A 21,911-nucleotide genomic window follows, 5' to 3' on the forward strand; every position below is an offset into this window, starting at 1 on the left:
CTGGGAACTGGTTCCCTGGGGAACCGGGGTCTGACTCCAGTTTAGGCCGGGACGCTGGGCTGCCCGGTCAGGATCAGTTCCAGGGCTTCCAGGAAGGCTGTGGTTTCCGTCTCAGTGCCTGCCGTGACGCGCAGGTGGCCGGGGATTCCGACATCGCGGATCAGGACGCCGGCGTCGAGCAATCCCTGCCATACTCCGCGGGGGTCCTCGAGGCCGCCAAAGAAGACGTAGTTCGAGTCGGATGCGGCGGGCTTGAGTCCCATCCGGGTTAGCTCCGTGACGATCCGGTCGCGCTGCCGCTTGATGTCTTCGACGTCGGCCATGAGGGCCTCGCGGTGTGTCAGGGCGGCCAGGCCGGTCGCCTGAGTGATGGCGGACAGGTGGTACGGCAGCCGAACGAGCCGCAGTGCGTCCGTAACCTCGGGGGCGGCCGCCATGTAGCCGAGCCTTGCACCGGCCAAGGCAAAGGCCTTGCTCATGGTCCGGGACACGATCAGGCGCTCACGGCCCGGCAGGAGAGTGAGGGCGCTGGGCGTGCCGTCGTGCGCAAACTCGTGGTACGCCTCATCGACGATCACGACGGTCTGGCTGGCCTCGCCCGCGGCATAGACGGCTTCGACCACATCCAGTCCCAGGCCCGTGCCGGTGGGGTTGTTCGGTGAACACAGGAAAACGATGTTGGGCTGGAGTTCCCGGACCTGACGGGCCGCCGACTCCGCACTGAGGCCATAGTCGTCCGCACGCTGGCCAACGATGTAACCCGTATCGGTGCCGCTGGCCAGCAAGGGGTACATGGAATACGTGGGCGGGAACCCGAGGGCGGTACGCCCCGGCCCGCCAAACGCCTGCAGTATCTGCTGCAGCACTTCATTGGACCCGTTGGCGGCCCAGATATTCTCAGCGGCCAGGCCGTGGCCAAGGTACTCCGCCAGCCGCTCACGCAGTTCGGTGAACTCCCGGTCCGGGTAGCGGTTCAGTCCCGCCGCGGCAGCGGTCACAGCCTCGGAGATGGCGGCGAGGACGTCGGCCGGAACGCCATGGGTGTTTTCGTTGACGTTGAGCAGGATGGGAACATCCAGCTGCGGCGCACCGTACGGGCTCAGGCCCCGAAGGTTGGTCCGGAGGGGAAGTCGGTTCAGTCGCTCTAGCTGGTCAGTCACTTCAACAGTTTAAGTGAGGGTGGCCGGGCCGCCGAAACTGTGACGCCGCCGGCCGGCCGGGAGCAGGTTTTGGCGCCCTAGTTTGAGGGGACAAAGATCTGCTGGCCCGGCATGACCCTGCCGCCGTCGAGGTTGTTGAGCTGGACGATGTCGGCCACGACATCCCGGGGGTCGCGTTCGGGGGCCACGGATCCTGCGATCTCCCAGAGGGACTGCCCCGGCTGGACCGTCACCGACACGGTGGGGGTCAAGGACAGCTCGGACGCGGAATCCGCCGCCTTCGCCGGCGAGTTCAGGAACCCGGCGAGCGAGATCAGCAGCACGGACAGCAGGATCAGCGGAATCCCGACGAGGACGATGCGCCCGCGGCGGGTCAGTCGGAGGGGCGGCTGCGAGGACCTGGCCTTCGCCGTCCTAGCGGCCGGACGTTCCTCCCAGTTGAAGCCTTGCATGGGAGATTCCGCGCCGTGGTGCCCCAAACCCTGCTTGGCCGAACCATCATGACGCGAACCGTGAAAAGCGCTTGTAACTGACATGAACTGAGCCCTCCTGGACCTGACTGTGCTGCCCGCTGTGTTCCTGAAGCTGACGTCCGCCCGTTCCGGTTTTCGAACATAGAACCGAAAGAACTTCACTACTAGAACACATATTCGAACTTTACTGGTTCTGTTCTAGCACTTATTAACGAACATTGTCGAGACTCACTAGAACAAATGTTTGAAAAACCTGTGGGGCTGGCCTACGTTTGAGCTACAGAACAACCACTTCTGCAGTTGATCAGCAGGGTCTGACATTTTCAGACCGGAAGTTCCCGGCACCTGCAGCGACGGAGGCCGGGGAGAACGGAAAGGCGTTGGCGAACATGGCAGCACAAGCCACCGGCGGCAGGGCTACGCAGCGGAGCCAGCAGTCATCACCGAAGCCGAAGGGCCTCACAGTACGTCAGAAGAAAATTCTGGAAACGATCCAGCGCTCCGTCAACGACAACGGCTACCCGCCGTCCATGCGTGAAATCGGCGACACCGTGGGACTGGCCAGCCTGTCCAGCGTCACCCACCAGCTCTCGCAGCTTGAGAAGCTGGGCTACCTCCGCCGCGATCCCAAGCGGCCGCGTGCCATGGAGGTCCTGATGCCGCTGACCCTGGACGAGGGGACAGCCAAAATCACCGGCGTGGAAAAGCCTGCCAAGCTGCGCACAGTAGGCGGATTGGCTGTTTCCGAACTTGCCACGGCAACGGATACGGCCATGGTCCCCCTTGTCGGGCGGATCGCTGCCGGCGGGCCGATCCTGGCTGACCAGGTCGTCGAGGACCTCATGCCGCTGCCACGGCAGCTGGTGGGCCACGGTGAGCTTTTCATGCTGAAGGTGTCCGGCGATTCCATGATCGACGCAGCGATCTGCGACGGTGACTGGGTTGTGGTGCGCCAGCAGAGCGACGCCGCCAACGGCGACATCGTTGCCGCCCTCCTCGATGATGAAGCAACGGTCAAAACGTTCCGCCAGCGGGACGGCCACACCTGGTTGCTGCCGCAGAACACGCAGTACGAGCCCATCCTGGGCGACCACGCAACCATCATGGGCAAGGTCGTCTCAGTCCTTCGCTCGCTTTAGCAGCCCGCCGTAGCCGCCGCCGGTCACCCGGCGCCGGCTCGAACCCCATCAGGCGGCTCGAGCCCGTCAGGGGCCCCGCCCCGTCAGGCAGAAGCGGCCTCCGCCGGAGCCTTGGCCAGCCGGCTCAGCGCAGCCACAGCGATCGCAGGATCTGTGGTGGGCCAGAACGGTGGCAGGGCAGCACGGAGGAAGCCTCCGTATCGTTCCGTGGACAGCCGGGAGTCGAGGACGGCCACAACACCCTTGTCGCCCGTGGAGCGGATCAGCCGGCCGGCACCCTGGGCAAGCCGGATCGCGGCGTGCGTGGCCGAAACCGACATAAAGCCGTTGCCGCCCGCCTGGGCCACGGCCCGGGACCGTGCCGTCATCAGCGGATCATCCGGCCGCGGGAACGGAATCCGGTCGATGACCACCAGCCGGCATGACCCGCCGGGAACGTCAACGCCCTGCCAGAGGGACATGGTGCCGAAAAGGCAGGTATCCGGTTCGTCGGCAAACTGCCGCACCAGCGCGGTCATGGTCGATTCGCCCTGGCATAGGATGCTGACATCCAGGCGCGGGCGCATGGCTTCTGCCGCTTCCTCGGCGGCCCGCCGCGACGAAAAGAGGCACAGTGCCCCGCCGCCCGAGGCCCTGATCAGCTTCTCGAGCTCGTCGAGTGCTTCAGGCGACGTCCCGCGGCCGGGCTTCGGCAGATGGCTGGCGACGTAGAGGATTCCCTGCTTGGGATAGTCAAACGGGGATCCGACGTCCACTCCGGTCCAGCTGGGTGCGCCTTGTCCCACGAGCCCGAGCCCGCCGGCGGCCGGTTCGAAGGCCGATCCTATGGCGAGGGTGGCAGAGGTCAGGATCACCGTATGGCCGGCAAAGAGACCGTCTCGGAGCTTTCCAGCCACACTCAGCGGTGCAATGTTGATCAGGGCAGGCGCGGCATCGTCCGGCTGCGAGTAGCCCTGCTGCGGGTCGAAGGTGCTGTTCCGCGAAAACCAGACCACTTCGCGGTTTTCCTGTGCGGCAATCAGCCGTTCGCAGAGCTCAAGGATGACCATCAGGCGTGACCGCGCGAGCTGGCGTCCGCCGTCGGCCGTGTTGGCACTGTCCCCCTTGGAGTCGGAAAGGGCCGCGCGGCAGGCTTCCCGCAACTGGTCCACACAGTCGAGTTGTTCATCGTTGAGGCCGTTGGGCAGCAGGCCGCTGGGGACTCCGGCGATGGCCAGCTCAAGGTTGGCGGCCGCGTTGTTGAGCGCATCAACAGTGATCCCGGTGTTTTTGCGGGCGCCCGAGGCGGCGGCATGGACCATGGCCACGGATAACTGGCCGGAGACGGCTCCCGTCACGCGGTCCTGGAGCTCGTGCGCCTCGTCAACCACCACGACGTCGTACTCCGGCAGCACGGCCAGGCCCTCGAAGGCGCTGACAGCCAGCATTGCATGGTTGGTGACCACAACGTCGGCCTCGGCTGCGTCATGCCGGGCAAGTTCACTGAAGCACTCGGCAGCCATGGGACATTTCTGCGCTCCCAGGCATTCCATCGACGTGACGGACACCTGCCGCCAGGCGCGGTCCGTCACACCGGGCATCAGTTCGTCCCGGTCCCCCGTGGCGGTCTTCTCCGCCCATTCGCGGAGCCTGACCACTTCCTTGCCCAGCTGCGACGCCGGACCGCCCAGGGAGGCGGCGAAGTGCGGGACGCTGGTGTCCTCCCCCAGGGAGAAGAGCTGGCCCTCTGACGGCTCCTCGGAGGGGAACCCGCCGTCGAGCTTGTGCCGGCAGACGTAGTTGGCCCGGCCCTTGACGAGGGCCACCTTGACGGGACGCTCCAAGGCGGGAGTGATGGTTTCCAGCAGCCGCGGAAGATCCCTGCCCACGATCTGGGTCTGCAGGGCCAAGGTAGCTGTGGACACCAGGGTGGGTTTCTCGCTGACCTGTGAATGGGCGATCAGCGGAATCAGGTACGCGAGCGACTTTCCGGTGCCGGTTCCGGCCTGGACCAGCAGGTGGTCGCCGCTGTCTATGGCGCGTGCCACCTGCCGGGCCATCTCGTGCTGGCCATCGCGGCTCTGTCCGCCCATGCCGGACACCGCCCGGTCGAGCAGTTCAATGACGAACTGCTCGCCGGCGGAGCCGCTGGTTTCTCCGGCCCCGGGATCAGACATTGCTGATGAAGGATTCCAGTTCAGCGGCGAGCCCTTCGCGCACCATGACCAGGGCGCGTGTGCCCTGCTCTTCATGGTCCAGGCGAAGGATTTCGGCGTCCGTTTCGTGGAGCTTGCTGATCAAGTCACCGCGGTTGTACGGGATCAGCAGTTCCATCTTGACGCTGGGCCGCGGAATGGATTCGCTGATCGCCTTCAGGAGCTCGGCGATGCCCTGCCCGGTGCGCGCGGACACCACCACGTGGCGGGGTTCCCGCTGCTTTAGGCGTTCCACCACGAACGGATCCGCGGCGTCGGCCTTGTTCAGCACGATGATCTCGGGCACCTTGCGGGCGTCCACTTCGCTGAACACTGCCCGGACCGCGGCGATCTGGCCTTCCGGATCGGGATGCGAGACGTCCACCACGTGCAGGATGAGGTCCGAATCGGCCACTTCCTCCAGGGTGGAACGGAAGGCTTCCACCAGTTGGGTCGGCAGGGACCGGACGAAGCCCACGGTATCGGCCAGGGTGTAGCCCAGGCCGTCTGCCGTTTCCGCCTTGCGGACGGTGGGATCCAGGGTGGCGAACAGGGCGTTCTCCACCAGGACGCCGGCGTCGGTCAGCCGGTTCAGGAGCGAGGACTTTCCGGCGTTTGTGTACCCTGCGATGGCTACGGACGGCACGGAATTACGACGGCGGTTGGCCCGCTTGGTCTCCCGTGCCGGCTTCATCGCGGCGATTTCACGCCGCAGCTTGGCCATCCTGGTGCGGATCCGGCGACGGTCCAGTTCGATCTTGGTTTCGCCGGGACCACGGGAACCCATGCCGGCACCTGCGCCGCCCACCTGGCCGCCGGCCTGGCGGGACATGGATTCGCCCCAGCCGCGCAGGCGCGGGAGCAGGTATTCAAGCTGCGCCAGCTCCACCTGGGCCTTGCCTTCACGGCTCTTGGCGTGCTGGGCGAAGATGTCCAGGATCAGGGCCGTGCGGTCGATGACCTTGACCTTCACGATGTCCTCGAGTCCGCGCCGCTGTGAAGGTGCCAGCTCGGCATCCACCACCACGGTGTCCGCACCGGTGGACATGACGATGTCCTTGAGCTCCTGGGCCTTGCCGGAGCCGAGGAACGTGCCGGGGTCGGGCTTGGCACGGCGCTGGACAATGCCGTCCAGAACTTCCGAGCCCGCAGTTTCCGCCAGGGCGGCAAGTTCGCGGAGGGAATTCTCGGCGTCCGCAAGCGTGCCTTCTGTCCACAGGCCGGCGAGGACAACACGTTCGAGGCGCAACTGCCGGTATTCAACTTCGGTGACGTCTTCGAGTTCGGTGGACAGGCCGGCCGTACGGCGCAGGGCCCGGCGTTCCTCAAGGTCCTGCTGGTCACCGTCGAAGATGCTGTGTTCGCTGTCCTGGCGGGATATCGCCTGTGCCGATCCCAAAACTCCGCGCGAATTTTCCGATGCGGGGTGGGCGGCACGTGCCGGGACATCCTTGGACAGAATCCGGTCGATGACGGCCTGGATTTCCTCAGGACTCATGTCCTGGGAGGCTGCATCTGATCCGGTGTTGGGCTGGTTGGTCATGTTCTCCTTTGAAGATTCGACACCTTCAGAATAATGCTGATTGTTTGTCTGCGGGGCGGTATTCGCGCTGGGCTGACGACTATTGGTCATTCGGGCTCCTGGAGTGCCGGCGGCTGCGGCGCAGCGGGCGGCGGTACGGACGGTATGTGGGGCGACGATGCGCGGGGCTGGCGACGTTGCGGAGGGTGCGCTTGTTCAGAAGAGCGCATGGTCAGACGATCAGCATTGCTGGACTCCAAGTAGTACGGGCGGGACGTTCTGCCGGGCAATCACGGCTTGACGGCGCACTGAGCGGAAGGTGAATACCTGCGTCGCTGCGGGACGGGCTGTGCCCGTGCCGGCTACTCAAAGATCAAGAACATGGATTAAACATTAGCAGACGGGTTTCCGTGCCCCGTTCCCCTCCTCGTTTCCCATCGGCGCGCCGGGCAACTAATCTGGCGAGTTATGGAGTCTGCACACTATTTCAGCGCCCAGCCTGCCGGGCCCTTCACCCGCAAACCGCTAACCGTGGAACTTGCCGGTGAAACGCGCAGGCTGCAGACGTCCAGCGGCATCTTCAGCCCCGACGGCATTGACAAGGGAACTGCCGTCCTGCTGGCCGATGTGCCGGCCCCGTCACCCCAGGGCAACCTGCTGGACATCGGCTGCGGCTGGGGTCCGATCGCACTGACCATGGCCCTGCGGGCACCCCACGCGCAGGTCTACGCCGTGGACGTCAACGAGCGCTGCGTCGCCCTGACCAACGAGAACGCCGGCCTGCTGGGACTGAACAACGTGACCGCCAGCCTGCCCGACGCCGTTGATCCCGGCCTCCGGTTCGACACGATCTGGTCCAATCCCCCGATCCGGATCGGCAAAGACGAGCTTCACTCACTGCTGCTGCTGTGGCTGCCCCGGCTGGCCGCAGGCGGATCCGCCTGGCTGGTGGTCCAGAAGAACCTTGGTTCCGACTCGCTTCAGCGCTGGCTGGCCGCTGAACTGGACAGCAGCTTCACCGTCACCCGGGAAAGCACCTCGAAGTCCTTCAGGATCCTTCGGGTCAGGAAAGCGTCCCGCTAGCCACGATCACGGCGGGACCGCTCAGTTCCACATGTTCGTGGCCTTCCGGCCCCGCAAAGAATTTAACGCCGACGACGCCGCCGGGCACGTTCACATTCCAGGCGTCCGGAGCGCCCTGCCCGGCCCAGTGCCGGATGGCGACAGCTGCTGCGCAGGCGCCGGTGCCGCAGGACTGGGTCTCCCCCACGCCGCGCTCGTGGACGCGCATGGTGACTGTGCCGACGCCGTCGTGGACCAGCGGCTCGGAAGGGACGACAAACTCGACGTTGGTGCCGTTCGCCGGCTTCGGATCAACGTGCGGTGCCTTGAAGAGCTGTGTTGCCTCAAGTTCGCTGAGTTCGGCCAGGGCCACCACAGTATGCGGGTTCCCCATGCTGACGGACAGCGCCGGGCGCGGTACTTCCAGGCCGTCCGCGGTCACCAGCGAGTCCATGGCACGTGCCGTGGCTTCGCCCGGGAAGATGAATTCCCACGGCCCCATGTCCACGGCGTAGCCGTTATCGGTCCGCACCACTGTCTTGACGCCACCGCGCGTGCCGATGGTCAGGGCATCGCCGGTGCCGAGCCGGACAAGGCCTTCGGCGATGAGGAAGTGGACAAACACGCGGACGCCGTTGCCGCACATTTCCGACAGGGATCCGTCACCATTGCGGTAGTCCATGAACCATTCGGCATCCGGGTGGACTGCCTGCAGCTCGCGCCCCTCCGGGAGGAATCGCGAAGGCACGGCCCGGATCAGGCCGTCACCGCCGATGCCGCGGTGGCGGTCGCAGAGTTCCGCGACCTGTTCGGGCGCAATCGGCCAGGTACCCTCGGGGTCGGCAACGAGCACGAAATCGTTGCCGGTGCCATGGCCCTTGGAGAAGGCCAGGCCGCTCAGCCCCTGGAGAGTGCGGTCAGGGGCGGGTGCAAGGGTTTCGTCCATGGATCAAGGTTACCGGTTCAGGGTGGGCGTCTTGAGCGACATGGCCACGGCCTTGGCCACGAGGTCCGGGTCTTGCCAGTCAAGCCAGTTGATGCGCGGATCCGCCCTGAACCACGTGAGTTGCCGCCGGGCGAATTTCCGCGTGGCCGTGATGGTGTCTTCCGTGGCCTGGCCGGCATCCCATTCGCCGTCGAGGACTTTCAGGAACTGGGCATAGCCCAGGGCACGGGACGCCGTCTTGCCGTTTCGGAGCCCTGCAGCGTCCAGCCGCTGCACCTCGGCCTGGAGTCCGCCTGCAACCATGACGTGGACGCGCTGGGCCAGCCTGTCCTTCAGGAGCTCACGGTCCACTTCGAGTCCGATCTGCACCGCCGGCTGGAAGTACTCCCGAACGGGCATAAAGGAGCTGAAAGGACGCCCTGTCAGCTCGAAGACCTCCAAGGCCCGGACCACCCTGCGGGCGTCGCCCAGACGGCCGGCTGACACCGGGTCGACCGCTTCCAGCCGGGTGCGCAGCGTGGCCAGACCGGTGTCCGCCAGCTCTGCTTCCAGGCGGCCGCGGATAGCCGGATCCGTGCCGGGAAATTCGAGCACGTCGAGTGCGGCCCGCACGTAGAGGCCCGAACCGCCCACCAGGATGGCCCGCTTGCCGCGGCCGTGGATCTCTGCGATGGCGGCCCGCGCTTCGCGCTGGAAGTCCGAAACGCTGGCTTCTTCGGTGACGTCGAGGGTGTCCAGGAGATGGTGCGGAACTCCCTTGCGCTCCACGGCCGTGATCTTGGCAGTGCCGATGTCCATGCCGCGGTAGAACTGCATGGCGTCCGCGTTGATGACCTCGCCGTCGAGGGCCAGTGCCAGCGCAACGGCGAGGTCAGATTTGCCGGACCCGGTGGGGCCAACCACCGCGATTACGGTAGGACGGGGGTCACCGGTATTGCGGTCCGCCGCCGAGGGTAGGTCAGCGTCGGCGATCGCTGCTGGGCGGGCGTCCGCTTCGTGGCGCTCGTCGGCTGGAGGATTGGCCATTGCCTAGCCGCGGCGGACGGGGACCGCCGGCATGCCGAGGGACACGCCGCTCTTGGCGCCGTTCGCGCCGGAACCGCTGCCGGGAACCGGCACGCCGCAGGAGTCGGCCTGGGACCTGTCCCAGGCGTCGCCCGCGCGCGAACGGCGCAGGGTGTAGTCCGCCGCCGACGCCGGATCCGCGACCAGGTGGAAGGCCGCGGCTTCGGTTATGGTGACCGTCACGAGGTCGCCGGGGCGCGGTTTCTCAGCACCTTCCGGGACCGAGAAGTGCACGAGGCGCTGGTCCTGCGACCGGCCCGACAAGCGATGGGTTTCCTCCGCCTTGCGGCCGGACTGCGCCGTGACCATGACCTCGACCCGGCGGCCCAGCTGGCGGGCGTTCTCCTCGGCCGCTATCCGGTCCTGCAACGCTGTCAGGCGCTCAAAGCGCTCCTGCACCACTGCCTTCGGGAGCTGGTCCGGCAAGTCCGCCGCGGGAGTGCCGGGGCGTTTGGAGTACTGGAAGGTGAACGCCGTGGCGAACCGTGATTTCTCGACGACGTCAAGCGTGGCCTGGAAGTCTTCTTCGGTTTCGCCGGGGAAGCCCACGATGATGTCGGTGGAAATGGCCGCGTGCGGAATCCGCTCCCGCACCTTTTCCAGGATGCCGAGGAACTTAGTGGAGCGGTACGAGCGCTTCATGTCCTTGAGGACTTTGTCGGAGCCGGACTGCAGCGGCATGTGCAGCTGCGGCATCACGTTGGCCGTTTCAGCCATGGCGTCAATGACGTCGTCCGTGAAGGCTGCCGGGTGCGGGCTGGTGAACCGGACCCGTTCGAGGCCTTCGATTTCACCGCAGGCACGGAGCAGTTTGGAGAATGCCTGACGGTCACCGAATTCCACCCCGTAGGAGTTCACGTTCTGGCCCAGGAGCGTCACTTCGATGGCTCCGTCATCCACCAGCGCCTGAATCTCGGCGAGGATGTCGCCCGGGCGGCGGTCCTTCTCCTTGCCGCGCAGGGCAGGAACGATGCAGAAGGTGCACGTGTTGTTGCAGCCCACCGAAATCGACACCCAGCCCGAGTACACGGAGTCCCGCTTGGTGGGGAGGGTGGAGGGGAAAACGTCGAGTGATTCCAGGATCTCGAGCTGCGCTTCATTGTTGTGCCGGGCGCGGTCCAACAGCGCGGGCAGTGCGCCAACGTTGTGGGTACCGAAGACCGCGTCTACCCAGGGGGCCTTCTTCAGGATGGTTTCGCGGTCCTTCTGGGCCAGGCAGCCGCCCACCGCGATCTGCATGCCGGGGTTGGCCGCCTTGACCGGCGCGAGCATCCCCAGGTTGCCATAAAGCTTGTTGTCGGCGTTTTCACGGACGGCGCAGGTGTTGAACACCACCACATCCGCATGCTCACCCGACGCGGGCACGTAGCCGGCGCCTTCGAGCATTCCGGCCATGCGCTCGGAGTCGTGCACGTTCATTTGGCAGCCGAAAGTGCGCACTTGATAGGTGCGCGGCTGGGCAGCCGCGGGTGCTGCCTCGATGCTGGCGGAAGTGCTGGTGCCGGACGCTGGGGAGGGAATGGTCAAACTCACCTGTTAAGGGTACCGGTTCATAGGAATTCCGTTTCCGCACGCTCACCGGCTGCGGCGTCGAGGACCTCCCCCACGATCCGGAAGGCCTGCGACGGCTGGTATCCCTTCCGGGCCAGCATCGACGCGAGCCGGCGCGTGACTTTGTCCCGCTCGGCGCGGTCCGTGAGGTCTGCAGTGCCTTTGAGCTTGCGTTGGACGAGCTCACGGGCGGCAGATTCCTCCGCTTCGTCGCTGAGCTGCTCCAGGGCCCGGGCCGCAATGTCGGCCTCTATACCCTTGTCCGCAAGCTCGCGTCGCAACGCGCCCTTGGCGAGCTTCCGGGTCTGGGACCTGCTCCGGACCCACATGTCCGCAAACTCGGCGTCATCCACGAGCCGGACTTCCTCGAACCTGTCCAGCACGGCCTCGGCCACGTCCTCCGGAACATTGCGCTCGGCCAGCTTGCGGGCCAGCTGCAACCTGCTTTTCGGCGAGGTGGTCAGCTGCCGCAGCACGATGGCCCGCGCCACGGAGGCCGGATCAGGCTCAGCATCGTGGTCCTCTTCCAGCTCCGGCGCGAACCCGTGCTCGGCGGCCAAAGCCCCGTCCGGTCCCGCGTCGCCGAATCCGGCCGGGCCAGGTTTCCGGGATCGGAATCCTGGCCCGCTCCGCCGGGTTCCCCTAGAAACCGTCAACGGCCTTGAGCTTCGGAGACGCTTCCTTTTCAGCCTCGGCGGGTTTGACGCCGACGCCCAGCTTCTCCTTGATGAGGCGCTCCAGCTCCGCCGCAAGCTCCGGGTTGTCGCGGAGGAAGCGTCGCGAGTTCTCCATGCCCTGGCCCAGCTGGTCACCGTCGTAGGTGAACCAGGAACCGGACTTCTTGATCAGGCCGTGCTCCACGCCCATGTCGATGATGCCGCCCTCGCGGGAGATCCCCTGGCCGTAGATGATGTCGAATTCGGCGATTTTGAAGGGCGGGGCCATCTTGTTCTTGACGATTTTCGCCTTGGTGCGGTTGCCCACCGAATCAGCGCCTTCCTTCAGCGTCTGGATGCGGCGGACGTCGATGCGGATTGACGCGTAGAACTTCAGCGCCTTACCACCGGTGGTGGTTTCCGGCGAGCCGAAGAAGACGCCGATCTTCTCACGCAGCTGGTTAATGAAGATGGCGGTGGTCTTGGTCTGGCTCAAACGTCCGGTGATCTTACGGAGCGCCTGGCTCATCAGGCGGGCCTGCAGGCCGACGTGGCTGTCGCCCATGTCGCCTTCAATTTCCGCGCGGGGCACAAGGGCGGCCACGGAGTCAATGACGATCACGTCGAGGGACCCCGAGCCAATCAGCATGTCCATGATTTCCAGGGCCTGCTCGCCGGTGTCCGGTTGGGATACCAGCAGCGCGTCGGTATCGACACCCAGCTTGGCGGCGTATTCCGGGTCCAGGGCGTGCTCGGCGTCGATGAACGCAGCGATACCGCCCAGGCGCTGGGCATTCGCGACGGCATGCAGGGCCACGGTGGTCTTACCCGACGATTCCGGGCCGTAGATTTCCACAACGCGGCCGCGCGGCAGGCCGCCAATTCCCAGGGCAACGTCCAAGGCAATGGAGCCGGTGGGGATTACTTCAATGGGCGCACGCACTTCGTCGCCCAGCCGCATGACGGAGCCTTTGCCGAACTGCTTGTCGATCTGGGCAAGCGCTGCATCGAGCGCCTTCTGACGATCCGGGGCTGCCGCCATGGTTCACACCTCTAGTTTTCTCGCTGTGGAGTGGCCTGAGCGGCCCTTTATCTGTCATCACCGACGCTAACGGCACCCACCGACATTCCTGCCGGATGACATTGCGTATGTGGAAAACGCTCTGCAAAAAGCATAGCCCGACCCGAACAGATATTCGAACAATTGCGCGGCGTGTCAGGGCGGAGCCATCCAGCCTCAGGCAGCGCCGCGGATCAGTTCCGGGACGGCTTGATGTCCCGGCCGAGCCGCCGATCAGCAGGGACGTCCTGCACGTCGCAGATCGCGAGCCAGACCTGCCGAGGCGGGACTCCCGCCGCCAGCGCCTGGTCCGCCGTCCGGCTGCCGACACCTGCCAGCACCAGTGAGCTGCTGAGGACCCGGGAGTACCCCGCGCCGAACTCATCGTCCATTAGCCGCCAAAAGTCGCTGATTCGCACCGATAAAGTCTCTCACGCCTGCGGCCAATAGAATGGTTGCCATGAGCAACCCAGCTGTGGAACCCGATGCTTCCGGGGCCACCGAAAACAGCGTCGACGCGGCCCTGCGGACCGTGGAGCACCAGATCAGCCTGTTCTGGCGCCGCGGACGCTCCATCTCCCAGCAACTTTCCCGGCAGGTCCACCCGGACATGGAGCCGGCAGCCTATGGCCTCCTCACCGTCATCCGCAGGGAAGGCCCCATTAGGCTCACTGAACTCGCTTCATGTATCGGAGTGGGCAAGCCCTCCGTTAGCCGGCAGATCGCATTCCTCGAGAGCATCGGCCTCGTGTCCAAGGAAGCGGACCCGCTCGACGGCCGTGCCCAGACCATCCGGCTGACGCCCAAGGGCGAGGAGAAGATGCACCAGGTCCAGGATGCCCGGCGCGAAGTTTTCCGTGAGCGGCTGGGGGAATGGCCCGTGGAGGACCTGCAGACCCTCGCCGCCTACATGGCAAAGCTCAACGCGACGTATGAGCGGGACGGCTTCCCGAAGGACGAGGCGAAGTAGACAACGAAGGGCCTCCGGCTTAGCCGGAGGCCCTTCGTGTCAAGCGCAGAGACTAGGTTCTGACGTGTGCCGGTCAGCGGGCGCCCGAGAGCAGTCCCTTGGCCAGTTCGTCAGAGAGGTCGGTATTGAGTTCGCGGTCAAGATCGCGGCCGTAGCGCTGCGAGAATTCCTGCGGGACGGTGTCCGGAACGGCAACGCCTTCAGCAACGGCAACGCGGTCGCTGACTTCGCGGAGCATGCTGGACAACGGGACGTCCAGGGCCGAGCAGATCGAAGACAGCAACTCCGAAGAGGCTTCCTTCTGGCCGCGCTCCACTTCACTGAGGTAACCCAGGGATACCCGGGCACTGTGTGACACTTCGCGGAGGGTTCGGCCCTGACGCTGGCGAACGTCGCGCAGAACATCACCGATTTCGTGACGAAGTACTACCATCTTGCGCTCCTTCTGTTCGCTCTTTGCCTGATCGGCGAGGCCCACATCCTTCCAGCGGACAACGCCGTTTACGGATACGGGCTGCTTTACCATCTGTATCGCCTTGCTCCCTCGTACGTCAGGTCCGCCCTCATCAGGCGAACCATAATTATTTACTCATCCTAGGCGCCTCCCATATTCGGAAGCGACACAATGTAACAACTATTAGGAATCTAATTTTGTTCCCGGCAACTTTACGCCGGGTAAGCCTCGGAAGATAGGGCTTCAAGCAGCCGCTCCAAAGCAGCCGCGCACGCCTGGCCGCGGATATCGGCGCGGTTGCCTTCAAACACGTAGCCGAACGACGTTGCGCCGTCCGCCGTGGCGACGCCGACGAACACTGTCCCCACGTCCTTGCCGCCGTGCGGTTCCGGTCCGGCGACACCCGTGGTGGACACTCCGATGTCCGCTCCGCAGACCCGTCGGGCCCCTGCCGCCATCGCCTTCGCGACGTCACCGTCGACTGATCCGACGGCGTCGAGCAGTTCGGCGGGTACGCCAAGGACGTCCGACTTGACTGAGTTCTGATAGGAAACCACGCCGCCCTGGAGCATGCCCGAGGCACCGGGGGTATCGGCGAGGACCGCCGCCACCATGCCCGCAGTCAGGGATTCGGCGGTAGCCACGGTCAGTCCGCGGCCAATGGCACCGTTGACTGCTTGTTCGGCGATGCGGTGCAGGTTACTCATGGCAGCTCTCCTTTTACGCGCTGGCTGGCTGCGCGCCGGCCGTTCGCGCGCAGCTTGAGCGCTTCGACAACATACTGGCCACCTGTCCAGACGGTGATGGCCACGGCCGCCAGCATCACCAGGAAAGCCACCACTCCCAGCCACGGGGCCAGTGAGGCGAGCGGGACCACGTACAGCAGGATCGCGACGGTCTGCACCACAGTCTTCAGCTTGCCTCCCCGCGACGCCGGGATGACGCCGTACCGGATGACGAAGAACCGCAGTGCCGTGATCCCCCATTCGCGGGCGAGGATCAGGATGGTGATCCACCACGGCAGCTCGTTCAGCAGCGAGAGCATCACCAGGGCGGAGCCGGTGAGCAGTTTGTCCGCGATCGGATCGGCGATCTTACCGAAATCGGTGATCAGGCCCCTGCTGCGGGCGATGTCGCCGTCGAGCTTGTCCGTGTAAATGGCAACCGCGAACGTCAGGGCCGCGGCCCAGCGCCAGAGGCCGTTCTGGCTGTCGAGCCCGGGCGCGTCCGCGATGAGGAACCACACGAAGAACGGCACCAGGACAATCCGAAGCATCGTCAGGATGTTCGGAAGGTTCCAGATCCCGGAGGCGGAGCCTGAGCTGTTGGCTTCAGTGCTAGTCACCCTCCTAGGCTACCGTCCGGTGAGCGACCAGGCGTCCTCGGAGCCGTCTTCGTCGTCACCGGAGTTGCTGTCGGCGCCGTCGTAGTACTCAACTTTCTGGGTGCGGTTGTCCAGATCAGCCGCCACGAGGTCCTCGGCGTAGCCTCCCTGGGCGATGTTGGCGTTGGCGTTGTCGCTCAGCGCGGCCGTCTGCGAATCGGCGGCGACCGGCCCGTCCTGGCCCTTCATGGCGGCGAGGACGGCGGCGAGGTCGTCCGGTTTGACCAGGACGTCGCGGGCCTTGGAGCCTTCCGAGGGGCCAACCACTCCCCTGGATTCGAGCAGGTCCATCAGGCGGCCGGCCTTGGCGAACCCGACGCGCAGCTTGCGCTGCAGCATGGAGGTGGAGCCGAACTGGGTGGTGACAACAAGTTCGGTGGCCTGCAGCAGCACCTCGAGGTCGTCTCCGATGTCGTCGTCGATCTGCTTTTTCTGCGCCTCGGGAGCGACGTCGTCGCGGTAGACAGCCTTGAGCTGGCCCTTGACGTGCTCCACGACCTTGTGGATTTCCGATTCCGTGACCCAGGCACCCTGCACACGCATGGCCTTGGAGGCGCCCATCGGCAGGAAGAGCGCGTCACCCTGGCCGATGAGTTTTTCCGCGCCGGGCTGGTCCAGCACCACGCGGGAGTCGGTGACGGAGGAGGTGGCGAACGCCATCCGGGACGGCACGTTGGCCTTAATCAGGCCGGTGACGACGTCCACGGAGGGCCGCTGGGTGGCCAGGACCAGGTGGATGCCTGCGGCACGGGCCAGCTGGGTGATGCGGACGATGGAATCTTCGACGTCGCGCGGGGCCACCATCATGAGGTCGGCAAGCTCGTCCACGATCACCAGCAGGTACGGGTAGGGACGGATGACGCGCTTGGAGTCGACCGGCGGGTGCACCTTCCCGGCACGGACGGCCTTGTTGAAGTCGTCGATGTGCTTGAAGCCGTAATTGGCGAGGTCGTCGTAGCGGGCATCCATCTCGCGGACAACCCACTGCAGCGCCTCCGCTGCCTTCTTCGGGTTGGTGATGATTGGCGTGATCAGGTGCGGCACGCCTTCGTACGCCGTGAGTTCCACGCGCTTGGGGTCCACCATGACCATTCGGACCTCGTCCGGGGTGGCACGCATCAGGATGGACGTGATCATGGAGTTCACGAACGACGACTTACCGGCACCGGTGGCACCGGCAACGAGCAGGTGGGGCATCTTGGCGAGGTTCGCCACGACGTAGCCGCCCTCGACGTCCTTGCCCACGCCCATCACCATGGGGTGGTCGGTCCGGCGGGCATTCTGGCTGCGCAGTACATCGCCAAGGGAGACCGTCTCGCGGTCCGTGTTGGGAATTTCGATGCCGATGGCGGACTTGCCTGGGATGGGGCTAAGGATGCGGACGTCGCTGGAGGCGACGGCGTAGGAGATGTTCTTGGACAGCGCGGTGACGCGCTCCACCTTGGTGCCCGGGGAAAGCTCAATTTCGTAACGCGTGACGGTTGGGCCTCGGCTGAAGCCCGTGACCTGTGCGTCCACATTGAACTGGTTGAGCGTTTCGGTCAGCGACGCCACGATGGCATCGTTGGCCTCGGTGCGCTCCTTGGGGATGGAGCCCGGAGTCAGCACGTCCGACGACGGCAGGGTGTAGGTGACGTCGCCGGCCAGCGAGAGCTGCTCCGTACGCTGCGGGATCGGCGTTGGCAGGGGCGCGGGGGCGACAGGGCGGGAGGGGACCTGCGCGGCGGCGGCAACGGCCGCGGCGCCGGCCGGTGCGGCGGGATTGAGGGACCCGGCGGCGACCATGCCCGGGGTGACGAGCGGGATGGCTTCGGTGGCGTGCTCGCCGTTTGCATCCTTGGTGCCCAGCCCCTGCGCGGCCTTGATCTTTTCGACGGCGATTTCAGCCTGCGTGGGCCGGCGCACGCCGGGTGCCGGGCGGGGACCCTTGCCGCCTGCCTTGGTGCCGCTGGCGGTGTCGGCCGCTTCGTCGTCGTCAATGACGGCATGTTCGAAGGCCTCGTCGCCCACATACCCTTCGAGGCGCGGGTCAGTCTCGGGGTCCTTGCCAAACAGCCGGCTGCGCCGCTTCTTCTTCGGCGCTGCCTGGCCCGCGTTTTCGTAGAGGTAGCTGCGGTCGTGGTCCTCGCCGGGTTCCTGCAGGTCGATGCCCATCAAATGCTCATAGGCCCCCTTGATCCGGCGGGGAATCGCGCCGAACGGGGTGGCGGTCACAATCAGGAGGGACGTGAAGGCGAGCAGGCTGTAGACGGCCACCGGCACGGCCGTGTGCAGGGCTGCCAGCGGCGAGGCGGCCAGGAAACCGAGCATGCCGCCGGCCTGGCGCAGGCCGTCGAAGCCGTCCGTGACGGTGGGCTGGCCGCCAATGACGTGGGCCAGGCCGCAGCCGGCGAAGGTCATGATGAGGAAGCCGATGCCGATCCTGTTGTTGCCGCGCCCGTCCGAAGGCTGGCGGAACAACCGGAAGGCGCAGACGAAAAGCATGAGCGGCAGAAGCAGGGACATCCAGCCGAACGTGCCGTTGACGATCGCAAACACAGTGTCCGGGAACCATCCCTTGAAGCCCCACCAGGCGAAGGTCGCAACGAACACGCCCAGGGCAAGGTTAAAGAGGGCCGCTCCGTCCCTGCGGTCCTCGGGGGCGAGGTCGCTGACGTCGTGGCCAATCCGCCGGACGCCGCCGCCGACGACGTGCCCGATGCCGAGCCAGGCACCTGCGGCAACGCGCACGAGCCACGGCTGACGGGGTTCGACGGCTGCCATCTGGCGGGTGCGTGCCGTGCCCGACGATCCTCCGGTCCGGCTGGTTTTGGACGCAGCGGAGCCGGAGCCCCTGCCCGCTGAGCTGCCTGATTTGCCGCTTGAGTTGCCTCTAGGCGCGGAGGAGGTACGTGTCGCCATACTCGCCACGGTACCCGAAGCCGGGCCAAAAACCGCGGATTTCCGGGGCGTTCCAGGATGCATGTTGCGGAGGGGAGGACGGCAGCAAGGCGTCTCCGGGCTGGACTTAACCGGCTTAAACGACGAGGCCCTCCCCTGCAGGCGGCGGCCCGAAGGCTCGCTTTCCTGCGGGGAGGGCCCCGTCGAACAATCCCGGGCCCTTACGCCTCAAGCACCACCGGAATGATCATGGGCTTGCGGCGAAGCTTGCGGTTGACCCAGGTGCCGACGACGCGGCGGACAACCTGCTGGAGCTGGTGCGTGGTGTGGTCCGTGTGGTTGAGCACGGCCTCTTCCAGCGCAGCATTGATCTTGGGAATGATTTCGTCAAAGACGGAATCATCCTCAGCAACGCCGCGGGCGTGGATTTCCGGTCCCGAGACCACCTTGCCGGTGGCGCGGTGGATCACGGTGATGATGGAGATGAAGCCTTCATCGCCGAGGGTCTGACGGTCCTTCAGGTCAGCTTCGGTGACTTCGCCAACGCTGGAGCCGTCAACGTAGACGAAGCCCACTTCGACCTGGCCTACGACGTCGGCCTGGTGGTCCCGGAGGTCGATGACGGTGCCGTTGTCCGCCAGCAGGATGCTTTCGTCCGGCACGCCGGACTCGAGGGCGATCTTACCGTTGGCAATCAGGTGCCGCGTCTCGCCGTGCACCGGCATGGCGTTCAGCGGTTCGAGGATGTTGTAGCAGTACAGCAGTTCCCCGGCAGCGGCATGGCCGGAGACGTGGACCTTGGCGTTGCCCTTGTGGATGACATCGGCGCCCAGCTTGAGCAGGCCGTTGATGATCCGGAAGACGGCGTTCTCGTTGCCCGGGATCAGGCTTGAGGCGAGGATCACGGTGTCGCCTTGGCCGACGACGACGCGGTGGTCACCGTTGGCCATGCGGGACAGGGCCGCCATCGGCTCGCCCTGGGACCCGGTGGACATCAGCACCACGCGGTTGTCCGGCAGGTTGTCGATGTTCTTGATGTCGACCAGGATGCCCGGCGGCACGTCGAGGTAGCCAAGCTTCTCGGCGATGGCCATGTTGCGGACCATCGAGCGGCCGACGAAGGCAACCTTGCGGTTGTGGTTGGCTGCGGCGTCGAGGACCTGCTGGACCCGGTGCACGTGCGAGGAGAAGGAGGCGACGATCAGGCGCTTGGAAGCCTGGCCGAACAGGCGGTCCAGGGTGGGGCCGATTTCCTTCTCGGCGGTGGTGAAGCCCGGCACGTCGGCATTTGTGGAGTCCGACATGAAGAGGTCCACGCCTTCTTCGCCCAGCTTGGCGAAGTGGCGGAGGTCGGTGATGCGGCCATCCAGCGGCAGCTGGTCCATCTTGAAGTCGCCGGTGTGCAGCACGGTGCCGCCGGAGGTACGGAGAAACACGGCAAGGGCGTCAGGGATCGAGTGGTTGACGGCCACGAATTCGCATTCGAAGGGGCCGAACTTCTGCACCTGTCCCTCGGTGACGATCTGGGTGACCGGCTTGATCCGGTGTTCCTGCAGCTTCGCTTCGATGAGAGCCAGCGTCAGCTGGGAGCCAATCAGCGGAATGTCGGCGCGCAGGCGCAGCAGGTAGGGAACGGCGCCAATGTGGTCCTCGTGACCGTGGGTCAGGACGACGGCCACGATGTCATTGAGGCGGTTCTCTATGTAGGAGAAATCGGGCAGGATCAGGTCGACGCCGGGCTGGGTTTCCTCCGGGAAGAGGACGCCGCAGTCGACGATCAGCAGCTTGCCGTCGATTTCGAAGACGGTCATGTTGCGGCCGATCTCCCCCAGGCCGCCGAGCGGAACGATCCGCAGGGTGTCCTTGGGCAGTTTCGGCGGCGTAACAAGGCCGGGAAGGGCGGTTTGGGTCATAGTGCTCTACTTTCCGGGCGAAAGCAGGAATCGTCTTTGCCGATCAGGAAAAGACCATGCCTGCTTCCGCCAAATCCTCGCGGATGATTGCGATCTCGGCTTCGTCCGGCTCCACGAGGGGCAAACGGACAACCGAGTTGGGCAGGACTCCCTGCCATTTAAGAATCTGCTTGGCCGCTACGGCCCCCTGCACGCGGGTCATCGTGGCCCGGATAACAGGTTCAAGTTCAAAATTGATCTTGCGGGCGGTGCCGAGGTCGTTCGCGTTAACGGCGTCGATCAGCTCGCGGAACCGGCGGGTGGCAACGTGGGTGGTGACTCCCACGAGCCCGACGGCGCCCAGCGCCATCCACTGCAGGGTCAGTCCGTCGTCCCCGGAGTAGAAGAGGAGGTCAGTGTTCGCCATGACGCGGGTGGCTGCGGCGAAATCGGCCTTGGCATCTTTGACCGCAACGATGTTCGGGTGCTCGGCGAGGCGGATCATCGTCTCCGGAGCAATCTGGATTGAGGAACGGCCGGGGATGTCGTAGAGCATCACGGGAACGTCGGTGGCGGAGGCGATCGTCTCAAAGTGGGCGCGCACACCGGCCTGGCTGGGCTTGTTGTAGTACGGGGTGACGATCAACAGACCGTCGACGCCGACCTCGGCCGCCTGCTTGGAAAGGTGAACGGAGTGTGCGGTGTCGTTGGTTCCGGTGCCGGCGATGATCGCGGCGCGGCCGCCGACAGCATCCTTGACCGCACGGAACATGCCCACGTTCTCCTCGTCGGTGAGGGTGGAAGTTTCGCCCGTGGTTCCCGTGACGACCAGTCCGTCGCAGCCGTCGTCGACAAGCTTCACAGCCAGTTCCGCCGCCTGCTGGTAGTCCACTTTGCCGTCCTCGGTGAACGGCGTGACCATAGCGGTCAGGAGGGTGCCAAATGCAGGGTTATTCGCGGAAGTCTCAGCCATAGGAAAAACGTTACCCTGTCCCCGCCTTGTTAGGACAATGGGGGCGGCGTGACGAGCGTCAAATTCGGCCCTCGGGGCATCACTCTTGAGGGCTGCGGGCGGGTCCCTGCCGGGGAGCGCCGCAGTAGCGGCCCACGGCGTCTTCCCGGAGCGACTCTGCCCATGCAGCCAGCCGCTGGGCGGCCCGGACGTAGTGGAAGAGCTCCGTAGGCGTGAGGGCATCAACGTCGCACTCGGAGAGCCTGCGGGCCAATTCGGCGCCGGGCGGCTGGGCCGACAGGGCGACACCCTCACTGCCCCACTGAACATCCTCGGCGGGTTCTCCGGCCACAAGCTGGCGAAACAGATAATCCACCACCCCCGGGCTCATCGCCTTGAGTGGGCCCGCAGCAGATTCGTGATGAGTCCGGCGTTGCGGTGCCTTGGGTTCTGGTGCCCGGCGTTCCGGCGCCCTGCCTTCCGGCGCATTGCCTTCCGGTGCCCGATAGTCCGGCAACCGGCGTTCTGGTGCATTGTTCATGGAACGATGCTATTCGAACATATATTCGAA

At 65.5% G+C, this 21,911-nt stretch carries 20 protein-coding genes; 3 read left to right on the plus strand and 17 right to left on the minus strand.

Annotation, left to right across the window (positions count from 1 at the left end):
- Positions 1–41 precede the first annotated feature (41 nt).
- Both ASF98_RS04970 and ASF98_RS04975 read right to left on the minus strand, forming a co-directional pair.
- Positions 42–1,160 (minus strand): histidinol-phosphate transaminase, encoded by a 1,119-nt coding sequence (locus tag ASF98_RS04970; protein ID WP_055798325.1) that lies wholly within the window; start codon positions 1,158–1,160, stop codon positions 42–44.
- A gap of 77 nt (positions 1,161–1,237) precedes the next feature.
- Positions 1,238–1,612 (minus strand): LysM peptidoglycan-binding domain-containing protein, encoded by a 375-nt coding sequence (locus tag ASF98_RS04975; protein WP_055798328.1) that lies wholly within the window; start codon positions 1,610–1,612, stop codon positions 1,238–1,240.
- Positions 1,613–2,022: 410 nt separating this feature from the next.
- On the opposite strand from ASF98_RS04975, the gene lexA reads away from it, so the two are divergent.
- Positions 2,023–2,772, plus strand: a complete 750-nt coding sequence (lexA, locus tag ASF98_RS04980) for a transcriptional repressor LexA (RefSeq protein ID WP_055798725.1) — start codon at positions 2,023–2,025, stop codon at positions 2,770–2,772.
- 83 nt (positions 2,773–2,855) lie between these two features.
- On the opposite strand, the gene ASF98_RS04985 is transcribed toward lexA, so the two are convergent.
- On the minus strand, positions 2,856–4,928 hold the full coding sequence (locus ASF98_RS04985; protein WP_055798330.1) for an ATP-dependent DNA helicase: 2,073 nt from the start codon (positions 4,926–4,928) through the stop codon (positions 2,856–2,858).
- Complete coding sequence (gene hflX, locus ASF98_RS04990) at positions 4,921–6,489, minus strand: GTPase HflX (RefSeq protein WP_055798333.1); 1,569 nt, start codon at positions 6,487–6,489, stop codon at positions 4,921–4,923. The genes ASF98_RS04985 and hflX overlap by 8 nt, the downstream gene beginning before the upstream one ends.
- A gap of 447 nt (positions 6,490–6,936) precedes the next feature.
- Here hflX and ASF98_RS04995 point away from each other — a divergent pair, with 447 nt between their 5' ends.
- Positions 6,937–7,551 (plus strand): class I SAM-dependent methyltransferase, encoded by a 615-nt coding sequence (locus tag ASF98_RS04995; RefSeq protein WP_055798336.1) that lies wholly within the window; start codon positions 6,937–6,939, stop codon positions 7,549–7,551.
- On the opposite strand, the gene dapF is transcribed toward ASF98_RS04995, so the two are convergent.
- The 6 genes from dapF to ASF98_RS05025 form a co-directional block, all read right to left on the minus strand.
- Positions 7,532–8,476, minus strand: coding sequence for a diaminopimelate epimerase (dapF, locus tag ASF98_RS05000; protein WP_055798337.1), 945 nt, complete (start codon positions 8,474–8,476; stop codon positions 7,532–7,534). The genes ASF98_RS04995 and dapF overlap by 20 nt on opposite strands.
- Before the next feature lie 9 nt (positions 8,477–8,485).
- Complete coding sequence (gene miaA, locus ASF98_RS05005; RefSeq protein ID WP_235505610.1) at positions 8,486–9,502, minus strand: tRNA (adenosine(37)-N6)-dimethylallyltransferase MiaA; 1,017 nt, start codon at positions 9,500–9,502, stop codon at positions 8,486–8,488.
- Between the two features lie 3 nt (positions 9,503–9,505).
- A complete protein-coding gene (miaB, locus tag ASF98_RS05010) occupies positions 9,506–11,074 on the minus strand; it encodes a tRNA (N6-isopentenyl adenosine(37)-C2)-methylthiotransferase MiaB (protein ID WP_200939307.1) in 1,569 nt (522 codons plus the stop codon).
- Between the two features lie 17 nt (positions 11,075–11,091).
- Positions 11,092–11,583, minus strand: coding sequence for a regulatory protein RecX (locus ASF98_RS05015; RefSeq protein WP_082506722.1), 492 nt, complete (start codon positions 11,581–11,583; stop codon positions 11,092–11,094).
- A gap of 151 nt (positions 11,584–11,734) precedes the next feature.
- Complete coding sequence (gene recA / locus ASF98_RS05020) at positions 11,735–12,790, minus strand: recombinase RecA (protein ID WP_055798340.1); 1,056 nt, start codon at positions 12,788–12,790, stop codon at positions 11,735–11,737.
- A 212-nt stretch (positions 12,791–13,002) separates the two neighbouring features.
- Positions 13,003–13,227 (minus strand): DUF3046 domain-containing protein, encoded by a 225-nt coding sequence (locus tag ASF98_RS05025; protein WP_055798343.1) that lies wholly within the window; start codon positions 13,225–13,227, stop codon positions 13,003–13,005.
- Positions 13,228–13,268: 41 nt separating this feature from the next.
- Here ASF98_RS05025 and ASF98_RS05030 point away from each other — a divergent pair, with 41 nt between their 5' ends.
- A complete protein-coding gene (locus ASF98_RS05030) occupies positions 13,269–13,778 on the plus strand; it encodes a MarR family winged helix-turn-helix transcriptional regulator (protein WP_055798346.1) in 510 nt (169 codons plus the stop codon).
- Positions 13,779–13,851: 73 nt separating this feature from the next.
- On the opposite strand, the gene ASF98_RS05035 is transcribed toward ASF98_RS05030, so the two are convergent.
- The 7 genes from ASF98_RS05035 to ASF98_RS05065 all read right to left on the minus strand — a co-directional run bounded on the left by ASF98_RS05035 (position 13,852) and on the right by ASF98_RS05065 (position 21,881).
- Positions 13,852–14,304 (minus strand): helix-turn-helix domain-containing protein, encoded by a 453-nt coding sequence (locus tag ASF98_RS05035; RefSeq protein WP_055798349.1) that lies wholly within the window; start codon positions 14,302–14,304, stop codon positions 13,852–13,854.
- A 140-nt stretch (positions 14,305–14,444) separates the two neighbouring features.
- Positions 14,445–14,939, minus strand: coding sequence for a CinA family protein (locus ASF98_RS05040; protein WP_055798352.1), 495 nt, complete (start codon positions 14,937–14,939; stop codon positions 14,445–14,447).
- Positions 14,936–15,577, minus strand: a complete 642-nt coding sequence (pgsA, locus tag ASF98_RS05045; RefSeq protein ID WP_055798356.1) for a CDP-diacylglycerol--glycerol-3-phosphate 3-phosphatidyltransferase — start codon at positions 15,575–15,577, stop codon at positions 14,936–14,938. The genes ASF98_RS05040 and pgsA overlap by 4 nt, the downstream gene beginning before the upstream one ends.
- Before the next feature lie 9 nt (positions 15,578–15,586).
- A complete protein-coding gene (locus ASF98_RS05050; RefSeq protein ID WP_055798360.1) occupies positions 15,587–18,517 on the minus strand; it encodes an FtsK/SpoIIIE family DNA translocase in 2,931 nt (976 codons plus the stop codon).
- A gap of 200 nt (positions 18,518–18,717) precedes the next feature.
- On the minus strand, positions 18,718–20,409 hold the full coding sequence (locus tag ASF98_RS05055; RefSeq protein WP_055798363.1) for a ribonuclease J: 1,692 nt from the start codon (positions 20,407–20,409) through the stop codon (positions 18,718–18,720).
- A 43-nt stretch (positions 20,410–20,452) separates the two neighbouring features.
- On the minus strand, positions 20,453–21,361 hold the full coding sequence (gene dapA / locus ASF98_RS05060; protein WP_055798365.1) for a 4-hydroxy-tetrahydrodipicolinate synthase: 909 nt from the start codon (positions 21,359–21,361) through the stop codon (positions 20,453–20,455).
- Between the two features lie 79 nt (positions 21,362–21,440).
- Positions 21,441–21,881, minus strand: coding sequence for a hypothetical protein (locus ASF98_RS05065; protein ID WP_235505611.1), 441 nt, complete (start codon positions 21,879–21,881; stop codon positions 21,441–21,443).
- Between the last annotated feature and the right edge of the window lie 30 nt (positions 21,882–21,911).

This window comes from Arthrobacter sp. Leaf337, assembly GCF_001423745.1.
In the GTDB taxonomy this organism is placed as follows: Bacteria; Actinomycetota; Actinomycetes; order Actinomycetales; family Micrococcaceae; genus Arthrobacter.

What these genes read in the sequence shown, in the direction of transcription:
- dapA (WP_055798365.1), bottom strand. Translation starts at nt 21,361, where the DNA reads ATGGCTGAGACTTCCGCGAATAACCCTGCATTTGGCACCCTCCTGACC.
- ASF98_RS05050 (WP_055798360.1), bottom strand. Translation starts at nt 18,517, where the DNA reads ATGGCGACACGTACCTCCTCCGCGCCTAGAGGCAACTCAAGCGGCAAA.
- ASF98_RS05040 (WP_055798352.1), bottom strand. Translation starts at nt 14,939, where the DNA reads ATGAGTAACCTGCACCGCATCGCCGAACAAGCAGTCAACGGTGCCATT.
- ASF98_RS04995 (WP_055798336.1), top strand. Translation starts at nt 6,937, where the DNA reads ATGGAGTCTGCACACTATTTCAGCGCCCAGCCTGCCGGGCCCTTCACC.
- ASF98_RS04985 (WP_055798330.1), bottom strand. Translation starts at nt 4,928, where the DNA reads ATGTCTGATCCCGGGGCCGGAGAAACCAGCGGCTCCGCCGGCGAGCAG.
- hflX (WP_055798333.1), bottom strand. Translation starts at nt 6,489, where the DNA reads ATGACCAACCAGCCCAACACCGGATCAGATGCAGCCTCCCAGGACATG.
- ASF98_RS04975 (WP_055798328.1), bottom strand. Translation starts at nt 1,612, where the DNA reads ATGCAAGGCTTCAACTGGGAGGAACGTCCGGCCGCTAGGACGGCGAAG.
- ASF98_RS05065 (WP_235505611.1), bottom strand. Translation starts at nt 21,881, where the DNA reads ATGAACAATGCACCAGAACGCCGGTTGCCGGACTATCGGGCACCGGAA.
- miaA (WP_235505610.1), bottom strand. Translation starts at nt 9,502, where the DNA reads ATGGCCAATCCTCCAGCCGACGAGCGCCACGAAGCGGACGCCCGCCCA.
- lexA (WP_055798725.1), top strand. Translation starts at nt 2,023, where the DNA reads ATGGCAGCACAAGCCACCGGCGGCAGGGCTACGCAGCGGAGCCAGCAG.
- recA (WP_055798340.1), bottom strand. Translation starts at nt 12,790, where the DNA reads ATGGCGGCAGCCCCGGATCGTCAGAAGGCGCTCGATGCAGCGCTTGCC.
- dapF (WP_055798337.1), bottom strand. Translation starts at nt 8,476, where the DNA reads ATGGACGAAACCCTTGCACCCGCCCCTGACCGCACTCTCCAGGGGCTG.
- ASF98_RS05030 (WP_055798346.1), top strand. Translation starts at nt 13,269, where the DNA reads ATGAGCAACCCAGCTGTGGAACCCGATGCTTCCGGGGCCACCGAAAAC.
- ASF98_RS05035 (WP_055798349.1), bottom strand. Translation starts at nt 14,304, where the DNA reads ATGGTAAAGCAGCCCGTATCCGTAAACGGCGTTGTCCGCTGGAAGGAT.
- ASF98_RS05055 (WP_055798363.1), bottom strand. Translation starts at nt 20,409, where the DNA reads ATGACCCAAACCGCCCTTCCCGGCCTTGTTACGCCGCCGAAACTGCCC.